Source organism: Chroococcidiopsis sp. [FACHB-1243], from assembly GCF_014696895.1.
GTDB lineage: Bacteria > Cyanobacteriota > Cyanobacteriia > Cyanobacteriales > Chroococcidiopsidaceae > Chroococcidiopsis.
In genome coordinates, this window is record NZ_JACJQX010000022.1 from 107,194 (window position 1) to 117,626 (window position 10,433).

Here is a 10,433-nt window from a genome sequence, read left to right on the forward strand (position 1 = left end):
TCAAGTATGGACTGGCGTTTGAAAGATCGGCTATTGAAGAATTCCAGACGATGGCTCGTCATATTGGCGATCGCTACAGGAATTACCTCTACTGTTGCTACAGTTTATACCCTCTCGCGCTATCGCCTCTTACCTTCCAGTCCTGCACCAACTGCTTCACCAGCCGCTCCCATTACTAGGACAGTGACAGCTTTGGGACGTTTAGAACCCCAAGGGGAAGCCGTTCACCCTGCTACAACTGGTTCTATAGAAGGAACTCGGATTCTCCAGATCTCGGTCAAGGAAGGGGATAAAGTTCGAGCTGGACAAGTCCTTGCGATTCTCGACACCCGCGATCGCCGTTTGGCTGCTTTAAAGGAGGCTCAGGAACAAGTCAAAGTTGCCCAAGCACGTTTAGCGCAGGTAAAAGCTGGAGCAAAAGCTGGAGAAATTAACGCTCAAAAAGCAACGATTCAGCGGATGGAAGCGGAGTTACAGGGGAATGTAACAGCTCAGGAAGCAACAGTGAAGCGGTTAGAAGCAGAATTGAGCAATGCTGAAACTGAATACAAACGCTACCAACAGTTGTATCGGGATGGTGCAATTTCAGCATCTACTCTCGACAGCAAACGTTTAGCTGCTGAAACTGCCCTGGAAAGGCTGGAGGAAGGAAGAGCAACCCTAAAGCGAGTTCGAGAGACGGTACAAGCACAACTGAACGAAGCTAGAGCTACCCTCACTCGCATCACTGAAATCCGTCCCACTGACGTACAAACAGCCCAGGCAGAGGTAAACCAAGCGAGCGCGGCGGTGGAAAAAGCAAAAGTAGATCTGGAGTTAGCATACGTGCGCTCGCCCCGAGACGGTCGAGTCCTAAAAATTCATACCCGCGCTGGGGAAGTGGTGAGCAACCAAGGAGAAGGGATTCTCAAACTCGGTCAAACCGATCGAATGTACGTGGTAGCAGAGGTATATGAAACCGACATCGGTAAAGTTCGCTTGGGACAACGTGCCACGATTACCAGCGATGCATTCGCGGAGAAACTACAAGGTACGGTAGACCAGATTGGCTGGGAAGTAGGCAAACAAGACGTTCTCAATACAGACCCAGCCGCTGCTACAGATGTCAGAGTTGTAGAAGTCAAAATTCGTCTCGATTCCGTCGCCAGTCGGCGAGTTGCTGCCCTCAATAACCTGCAAGTGACCGTGGAGCTTGAACCATGAGCCACAAACTGTTTTTAGCTTGGCTGCAACTTACCAGGGAAAGAGCTAGGCTTCTGGTTGCAACAGCAGGGATTGCCTTTGCAGTTATCCTCATGTTCATGCAGCTAGGGTTTCAAGCAGCCTTATACGAGAGTGCAACTCGCGTACATGAAAGCCTCAATGCGGATCTAGTGATGATTAATCCTCGCTCCCGCGCGCTGATGAGTATGAACAATTTCTCTCGACGGCGTTTATATCAAGCTCTCGGTTTTGATGGAGTAGAGTCTATCAACTCCGTATATGTAGGTTTGGGAACTTGGAAAAGTCCTGCAAGTCAGCGCGATCGCGCCATCTTGGTTTTAGGAATCGATCCAAGCAAGACAACCCTACACATTCCAGAAATTAATCAATACTTGAACAAATTAAAACTTGATGATGTTGCGATCCTCGACCGAGTTTCTCGCCCCGAATTTAAGCCATTTATTACTGAAGTGGCTCAAGGAAATGCGATCGCGCCTGAGATCAACGGTCGAAAAATTAAGGTAATAGGTTTATTCACCGTCGGCTCTTCTTTCGGTTCCGATGCACTTTTAATTACTAGTGAAGTGAATTTTTTACGTATTTTCAAAAATCGTACAGCAAGTGAAATTAACATTGGTTTACTCAAGGTCGAGTCCGATCGAGATATTGAAAGAATTGTTCGGGCGATACAAACTAGTTTACCAAAAGATATTCAAGTACTAACTCATAATGAATTCGTACAATTTGAAAAAAACTATTGGCAAAAAAATACAGCAATTGGTTTTGTTTTTACACTAGGAACTATAATGGGTTTTATTGTAGGGAGCGTAATCGTCTATCAAGTTTTATATACAAATGTCTCCGATCATTTGGCTGAATATGCAACATTAAAAGCAATGGGCTACAAGGATAGCTACCTGTTAATCATGGTATTTCAAGAAGCATTGATTTTAGCTATTCTAGGCTATATTCCTGGATTTGCTCTAACGCTAGGTCTGTACGATTTGACTAAGAAGGCTACTAGCTTACCGATGGCAATGGATATAGTACGAGCCTCTTTAGTTTTAAGTTTGACAATCTTAATGTGTTTCATTTCTGGCGCTATTGCCGTACGCAAATTGCAAGCAGCAGATCCGGCTGACATTTTCTAAGTAATATGTTATGAATCAAAAACTAGTTGTTGAAATCCAACACCTCAATCACTACTTTGGTGGTGGTGACTTAAAAAAACAAGTTTTATTTGATATTAATTTAGAAATCTCTGCTGGAGAAATTATTATTATGATGGGACCATCAGGGTCGGGCAAGACTACCCTGCTGACTTTGATTGGTGGTTTGAGATCTATTCAAGCAGGTAGTCTCAAAGTATTTGACCGCGAACTCTATGGAGCAAGCTTAGACCAATTAGTACAAATCCGCCGCCAAATTGGTTATATTTTCCAATCCCATAACTTGCTTAAATTCTTAACTGCTTGGCAAAACGTGCAAACATCTCTGGAACTTCACAAAGATATTCCAGATGAAAAACTCCACTCCCAAGCAGAAGCAATGCTCAAGGCAGTAGGTTTGGAACATCGAGTGAATTACTATCCAGAAAATCTTTCTGGAGGACAGAAACAAAAAGTAGCGATCGCCCGCGCTCTCGTCGGTCATCCCAAACTTGTTTTAGCCGACGAACCGACTGCTGCTTTAGATAGCAAATCAGGACGAGATGTAGTAGAGCTGATGCAGCATCTAGCTCAGAAGCAAGGATGTTCTATCCTCGTTGTAACCCACGACAATCGTATTTTAGATATCGCCGATCGCACTATTTACATGGAAGATGGTCGGCTCGCACCAGAGACAAATTTTGTAAAAAATAATACCTAAAGCATCATCGCATAACAGTTTGAGCTGGGTATTGATATTGGCACAGCTAAAAGAGGGGATGAAAACACATCTACAGAATTGGTATTGCCGCTAGAGCGTCCGATCTCGATAACTTACAGAATCGACGGAGTTAGAAATGCCTAACCAATGCGTAATTGCTGTGTATGACAGCGTATCAAAAGCAAAAGAAGCCTTGCATTTATTGGAGCAAAATGGCTTCCCAATCGATCGCCTAACTCTGATTACCCAGAATCGAGAAATTGAAAAGGAATTGCATCGCCCTACGGATAATGTTGAAAACGCAGCTAAGCTCGGCGCTGTTGCTGGTGGTTCGTTGGGTTGGGTAATTGGAGTTCTTGCTGGTGCAGCCGTTGTTTGGATTCCTGGTGTGGGACCGAGGCTGGCAGTCGGGCACCTGGCTAGCACCGCAATGTTAGGTGGTATTGAGGGTGTCGTAGCTGGTGCAACTGGAGGGGGAGCGCTGGTGACCTTAGTGGACTGGGGTATTTCTCGGCAACACATTCGCAAGTACGAAAAAAAGCTCAAGGACGGTAATTACTTGCTGATGGTTGATGGCAGCACCAAAGAGGTAGCTCGTGCCAAAAATATCTTGAGAAACGCCGATTGGAGGAAATAAACCTCCACAAGAAAATACTCTCGTAAGTTTTGCTTGCAAGGATTTCGAGAAATGGTGAAAATTTTCACGCTGATTTCATTTGGGTCTGAGATTGTTATTAATAGGATTCGTTCTCCACCTAAAACTTCAATAAGGAAGTTCGCAAAGATTTTGAATTTGAACTAGACGTATGATAAGGAGTTGAATTATGGCAACGATGGAAAAATGCATTCAAGATTGTTTGGATTGTCTGCGCGAATGTGAAAACTGTGCCAATGCTTGCTTGAGTAGCGATATGGCGCAGATGATGGCTGAATGTATCAGATTATGTGGTGATTGTGCCGATTTGTGCGCTCTGTGCGCGCGTTTCCTGTCACGAAAATCCAGTCTCTGTTCTGAAGCTTGCCTTGCCTGTGCTAAAGCCTGCGAACTCTGCGCGGCTGAGTGCGAGAAGCACAGCGCCCATGCCGAGCATTGTAAAACCTGTGCCGAGGCTTGCCGTCGTTGTGCTCAGAGCTGCCGCGAAGTAGCACATGCAGCTTAAGAGTTAACAATTGTTCTTGTTTAAAACACTTGGATGGGGCAGATGAATAAGTCTGCCCTTTATGCAATCAACGATTAACTCAGTATCTGACATGCTCAAAAATAGGGGATTAATCTCATGCTATTGATCTTTAGTTTGATTGCAATAGCTGTAGTAGCATTCATTTGGCTGCGTCGTTCTGGACATCATGGTGGAAATCGTGGCGGACACCACGGCAGTCATGGTGGCGATCGCGGCGGGCACGGCAGTCATCAAAGCCGCCATAGAGGAGGTGGAGGTTGTCACTAATCCTTTGTGGACTCTGCAATGAATAAAAAACTACTCCTGCTCCTTTTCTGCGTGTTTGTCGTCTCGATCGGCTTTGGCGTGGCATTGCCAGTGTTACCCTTTTATGCTAAACATCTTCATGCAGCAGGAGTACCTCGTGAAACAATGGCGATTCATATCGGACTTTTGACGAGCGTTTATGCCCTAATGCAGTTCATTTTTGCTCCGTTCTGGGGGCAACGATCGGATCGGGTTGGCAGACGACCCCTGATTTTACTAGGGATTGCAGGTTCTGCCATTACCCAAGTGCTATTTGGCTTCGCCACTTCTTTAGGAATGCTATATGTCGTGCGAGCAGTGGGTGGATTTTTATCTTCTGCCGCGCTACCTGCTGCAACTGCTTACGTATCCGATCTCACGACAGAGAGCGATCGCAGTCGCGGGATGGCGTGGCTCGGTACGGCGGTGAGTCTTGGCGTTATCGCTGGTCCAGCATTCGGAGGACTTACCACCCGCGAAGATATACACTTAGCTGTGGGTTTTGTGGATTTCAAGATTGAAAAGTTCGCACCTCCATTCTTTCTATCAGCGGTGCTAATGCTCCTCATACTCGCGATCGCCATGCGATGGCTGCCTGAATCTCTACCTTCGCGAGCGGTAATGACCTCCAGCAATAAATTAGCCTTCAGGTGGAGACAACTGGAAAGCAGACTGTTGTTGCTTCTGGTTTTAACATCTGTTGCACAGTTCGGACTAACGATTTTTGAAGCCACCTTTGCACTCTATGCTCAGGAAAAGCTAGGTTATGGTCCGGTGCAAACAGGAATTGTTTTTATGATTTGTGGGTTGGTGATGGCTGTGTTTCAGATTATTGCGGTTGGCTATTTTTCAAATAAAATGAACGCAGTTGCTCAAATTGCTTCTGGTTTGAGCTTGATGGGAATTGGTATTATACTCTTGTTGCTAGTGCGGAATATGCTTTTGGTTTTCGGAGTGGTTGGCTTATTGGCACTGGGCATGGCATTGGTTACTCCCAACCTCTCAGCCCTAATTTCAAAACGAAGCGGTCAGCACACAGGTAAAGTGTTAGGAATGCAAAATGCTGCTAACAGTCTCGGACAGGTAGGTGGTCCGATGCTAGGAGGCGTACTATTTGCATGGCGGCCAAATGCACCATACCTATTTGCCGGAGCCTTTTTGGTTAGTGTCAGTCTAGGAGTTATCTGGCAAGCAAAAAGTAGGCGGCATTAATCGATCGGTTATTTAAAAATGTCGTTAGATGAAATTTCTCGTTAGAACATAAATGTGAGCAAAGTTTAGCTTGGAGACTAACAATGCCCGTTGAAAAAGATGGAAAACCTAATACCCCTAATCCTCAGCACTTTGGTAGCAGTCTATTGACGCTCCTGTTTTTCCTTTTTCTCTTCCACTTTTTCATTGCCCCTGGAATGCGTTCTCCAACAACTGAGGTTTTGTACAGCCGATTTCGCAAGGATGTGAAAGATGGCAAAGTTGCTCAAGCACTATTGGCAGAAAACCAGATTCAATATACTCTCAAGGCAGATTTACCCAAACAGCAAAAGCCCCAACCAGACAATTCATCCACGCCTCCACCTAATCTGCAATTTCCTCAGCCGAATAGCCCAACCTCGGCTCCTACCAAAATCTACACGACTACACCTATTCCAGACGATCCGAGCTTGCCTCAACTTTTAGCAGAGAATAATGTAGAATTCGGTGCGCTGCCACCCGATCGCAATGCCTGGATCGGTACGCTTTTAGGGTGGGTGATTCCTCCCTTGATCTTTTTTGGTATCTGGGGCTTGCTGATTAATCGTGCTCAGACAGGTGCAGGTGCAGCCCTAACCGTAGGAAAAAGCAAAGCCCGCATTTATTCGGAAGGACATACTGGAGCCACGTTTGCTGACGTAGCTGGAATCGATGAAGCGAAAGCGGAACTTTGGGAAATAGTAGAGTTTTTGAAAAACTCTGCCAAATATACTCGCGTTGGAGCCAAAATCCCCAAGGGAGTGCTTTTGATTGGCGCACCAGGGACGGGCAAAACTCTCCTAGCTAAAGCTGTAGCTGGGGAAGCGGGAGTTCCTTTCTTCAGTATCTCTGGCTCTGAGTTCATCGAGTTATTTGTCGGTGTTGGCGCGGCACGGGTGCGAGATCTATTTGAGCAGGCGAAGAAACAAGCTCCTTGTATTGTTTTTATCGACGAACTAGATGCTCTAGGTAAATCTAGAGCCGGAGCAGGACCGATGATGGGAGGTAATGACGAGCGGGAGCAAACCCTGAATCAACTATTGACAGAGATGGATGGCTTTGAAGCCAACACAGGAGTCATCATTTTAGCGGCGACTAACCGCCCTGAAGTTTTAGATCCAGCATTGCGCCGTCCTGGTCGTTTCGATCGCCAAGTAGTTATCGATCGCCCAGACAAGCTAGGACGGGAAGCTATCCTCAAAGTACACGTAAACCAAGTTAAGCTAGCAGCTGATATAGACCTAGCTGCGATCTCCGCTCGCACACCAGGATTCGCTGGTGCCGATTTAGCCAATTTAGTGAATGAAGCCGCCCTGCTAGCTGCCCGCCAAGATCGAGAAGCCGTAACGATGGCTGATTTTAACGAGGCGATCGAGCGCGTGATTGCTGGTTTGGAGAAAAAATCTCGCGTTCTCAATGAGACGGAAAAGAGAACTGTTGCTTACCATGAAGCAGGTCATGCCATTGTTGGAGCTTTGATGCCTGGAGCTGGCAAAGTCGAGAAAATTTCTATTGTCCCCAGAGGTGTAGGCGCATTGGGCTATACACTGCAACTGCCTGAAGAAGACCGCTTCTTAATGACAGAAAATGAAATTCGCGGTCGCCTGGCTACGCTTTTGGCAGGGCGCTCCTCAGAGGAAATTGTCTTCCGTATAGTTTCAACGGGAGCTAGTGACGATATCCAAAAAGCAACCGATTTTGCCGAACGCATGGTTACTCTTTACGGCATGAGTCATAAGCTAGGACCTGTGGCACTAGAAAAAGTCCAGCAACAATTTTTGGATGGTTTTTCCAATCCTCGTCGTTCAGTTAGCCCTGCTATTGCAGAAGAGATCGATCGAGAGATCAAGGAAATTGTAGATGGGGCGCATCAGATTGCCTTACGCATTTTAGAAACCAATCGTTCTTTATTAGAAGAAATGACTCAACACTTAATACATGCAGAAGTTCTAGAAGGAGAGCAACTTCGTCGTTATTTAGAGCAAGTTCAAGTACCTAATGATTTAGTAGATTGGCTACGCACAGGTCAGTTGCTATCTAAAAAGATCGGCTGAGATTCTCAGTATATTTTTATCTCTAATATACAAGTGGTTTAAAAATAAAAAATACTGCTCTTGATAGAAATTCTAATCGGGAATTTTTCTGCAAAACATTAGTATTATCATTACTAAAATTAGAGTAAAATTGGAGAACAGAACTGAATTTTCTCGGCAGTTAAAAGTTTTTTCCAATCTAGAATAAATTTCACCTCGATTTCATCTTGCCTTCCATATAATAAAGTTTAATCACTTATACCTCATGCTTAGCTTAGTTTCAGGCTTTTAGTTTACGAGCTTAAAAGCCTGAATTTTTATCACGACAAGAATGAAGTCAAGGTCATCATCCAGAAAAACTAGCTTCATCCCCCGATCTATCCTTCGGACTATAGGAAAGATTAGACAGGCATTCGACCCGCAAGCAGAATCAAAGCTAGTTGAAGAGTTTCGTGCTTCTCAGCAACGTACGCTTATCTCTGTTCGTTTTCTGTTAATTTCGATCTTAGTTCCCATGCTAGTAAGCCAACTTTCTAGAAACTTTGTAATTAGCCCATTAGTTAAAGCTTTATGGAACAAAGAGGAAGTAGTATCTTTCTTAAACTCTTCTCAGGAAGAAAGAGCTTTAGCCGAACTAAAAAAGTTCGAGCAAGCAATTTATTTTGAGTCTCGTCTAAATAAAACTCCAAGACTATCTGCTGAAAACTTACGAAAGAAACTCAAAGAAAAAGCTATTAGTTTGACTAAAAAGTATAACAATGAAAGTTTTGATGCAGTCATAAATGTTTTTGGAGATTTGCTTTCAGTCTTTACGTTCGTTACGATCGTTATGGCTGGTAAACAGCAGCTAAACATTATCAAGTCTTTGCTTGATGACATAATTTATGGATTAAGCGACTCTGCCAAAGCTTTTTTAATTATTTTATCTACCGATCTATTTGTAGGGTTTCACTCTCCTTACGGATGGCAGATAATCTTGAAAGGTGCTTTGAAGCGTTTTGGTCTTTCAGAAAATAAAGATTTTATTTTTTTATTCATTGCTACTGTTCCCGTGATTGCAGACACCATTTTTAAGTATTGGATTTTTCGCTACCTCAATCGCTCTTCTCCATCAGCAGTAGCAACCTATCACAATATGAATGAATAGTTAGTTTAAACAGAGATGTGTCAAGGTAGTTGAGTTGTTAGTAAGAAAAAACTTTTGTTTTTTAAATTAGTGTATGTCCTTGTGATTCAGTTGTTGTTTCAAGGTTTTAGGAAAAAATGAAGATCGAGAAGCATACTAAAACTCATTTCTTAAGATCGTGGAAGCAAAAATATTACGACTACACTGGAGAAAGATTAAATTGGTTTTATTTAATCTTACGATTGCAAGGTTCGGTTATTCCAACTATTCTTCCTTGGATATTTTTCTTTAGCGTTTATAGCTTTGCGATTGCATTACTCTATTATGAAAAGATCCACATAACTTTGCCAAAAATAGATGGCATCCCTAATGTCGTGTTAAGTTTTAATCTTGTCTTAAGTTTATTATTAATATTTCGGACTAATACAGCTTACGAGCGCTTTTGGGAAGGACGTAAGCTGTGGGGAAACTTAGTCAATACCGTTCGGAATTTGACTCGGGGGATTTGGATAATAATTAAAGAACGAGAAGCGGCAGATCGAGAGGAAAAAAAGGCAGCGATGCGGTTGGTAGTTGCTTTCGCGATCGCCATGAAGTTGCATTTGCGCCGCGATCCTGTAAATGAAGAGTTACTTTCACTAATGTCCGCCTCGGAATATTCAAAGTTACAAAATACAGACCATCCACCGCTAGAGATTACGTTCTGGCTGGGAGAATATTTACAGCATCAGTACGATTCTCAGACGCTCGATGTTTATCAACTAAATGCTTTGCAGAAATTGCTAGATGAGTTAGTGAATATTTTGGGCGGTTGCGAACGAATTTCAAAAACGCCAATGCCTTTGAGTTATGCAATTTATTTGAGGCAGCTAGTCGTGTTGTACTGTTTAATCTTACCTGTTGAATTAGTAAGTGGCTTGACTTGGTGGACGACTCCGGTCATGGTTTTTATCAGTTTTATTTTATTTGGAATTGAAGAAATTGGCTCTGAGCTGGAAAATCCTTTTGGACACAATCCAAATGACCTACCATTAGGCGTGATTTATCACACAATACTTTACAATACTGAAAATATCATTGCAGTTAATGCAAGTAGCAATCGCTTTTTTAGAACAGATAGTAAATTTAGACCGTAGAGAGAAACTGTAAAGGCTATTTGCTTAAAAAGCATAATTATTCAGCCTCAATACACCTGTTATTTCACACTGCTATTTCACAATATTGCTGTTACAGACACGACACTCCCATGCTTACCACCGTAAAAACCGCTCAAACAGACACTGACCTCGTTCGTATTTACCTACGTGAAATTGGTCGCGTACCGCTGCTAACTCACGAGCAAGAAGTTTTCTATGGCAAACAGGTACAGCGAGCGATCGCTTTGCAGTTAGTGAAAGATTCGCTTACCAAGCAGCTAGGTCGAGAACCGACGCTTGATGAATGGGCAAAAGCTTCAGGAATATTAGATTGTACTCAGCTAACTAAAGCGATCGCCGATGGTGAGAA

At 43.6% G+C, this 10,433-nt stretch carries 11 protein-coding genes; all 11 read left to right on the forward strand.

Annotated elements, in window-relative coordinates:
• Positions 1-6: 6 nt before the first annotated feature.
• Positions 7-1,203, forward strand: coding sequence for an ABC exporter membrane fusion protein (locus H6G17_RS17665; RefSeq protein ID WP_192159316.1), 1,197 nt, complete (start codon positions 7-9; stop codon positions 1,201-1,203).
• A complete protein-coding gene (gene devC, locus H6G17_RS17670; protein ID WP_192159318.1) occupies positions 1,200-2,354 on the forward strand; it encodes an ABC transporter permease DevC in 1,155 nt (384 codons plus the stop codon). Before H6G17_RS17665 ends, devC begins: the two co-directional genes overlap by 4 nt.
• Before the next feature lie 10 nt (positions 2,355-2,364).
• Positions 2,365-3,072 carry a DevA family ABC transporter ATP-binding protein gene (locus tag H6G17_RS17675; protein ID WP_192159320.1) on the forward strand — a complete coding sequence of 236 codons (708 nt, stop codon included), beginning with the start codon at positions 2,365-2,367 and terminating at the stop codon, positions 3,070-3,072.
• Between the two features lie 136 nt (positions 3,073-3,208).
• The gene (locus H6G17_RS17680; protein WP_192159322.1) at positions 3,209-3,709 is read left to right on the forward strand and encodes a 2-oxobutyrate oxidase; all 501 of its coding nucleotides are present in this window, start codon (positions 3,209-3,211) and stop codon (positions 3,707-3,709) included.
• Positions 3,710-3,896: 187 nt separating this feature from the next.
• Positions 3,897-4,232 carry a four-helix bundle copper-binding protein gene (locus tag H6G17_RS17685; RefSeq protein WP_192159324.1) on the forward strand — a complete coding sequence of 112 codons (336 nt, stop codon included), beginning with the start codon at positions 3,897-3,899 and terminating at the stop codon, positions 4,230-4,232.
• A 117-nt stretch (positions 4,233-4,349) separates the two neighbouring features.
• Positions 4,350-4,520, forward strand: coding sequence for a hypothetical protein (locus tag H6G17_RS17690; protein ID WP_192159326.1), 171 nt, complete (start codon positions 4,350-4,352; stop codon positions 4,518-4,520).
• Positions 4,521-4,538: 18 nt separating this feature from the next.
• Positions 4,539-5,750, forward strand: a complete 1,212-nt coding sequence (locus H6G17_RS17695; protein WP_106216483.1) for an MFS transporter — start codon at positions 4,539-4,541, stop codon at positions 5,748-5,750.
• A gap of 83 nt (positions 5,751-5,833) precedes the next feature.
• A complete protein-coding gene (gene ftsH, locus H6G17_RS17700; protein WP_192159328.1) occupies positions 5,834-7,822 on the forward strand; it encodes an ATP-dependent zinc metalloprotease FtsH in 1,989 nt (662 codons plus the stop codon).
• A 310-nt stretch (positions 7,823-8,132) separates the two neighbouring features.
• On the forward strand, positions 8,133-8,948 hold the full coding sequence (locus H6G17_RS17705; RefSeq protein WP_192159330.1) for a CemA family protein: 816 nt from the start codon (positions 8,133-8,135) through the stop codon (positions 8,946-8,948).
• A gap of 116 nt (positions 8,949-9,064) precedes the next feature.
• A complete protein-coding gene (locus H6G17_RS17710; protein WP_192159332.1) occupies positions 9,065-10,063 on the forward strand; it encodes a bestrophin family ion channel in 999 nt (332 codons plus the stop codon).
• A gap of 110 nt (positions 10,064-10,173) precedes the next feature.
• Positions 10,174-10,433, forward strand: a 260-nt coding sequence (locus H6G17_RS17715; protein WP_277876027.1) for a sigma-70 factor domain-containing protein, incomplete at its 3' end; no start/stop codon positions are given.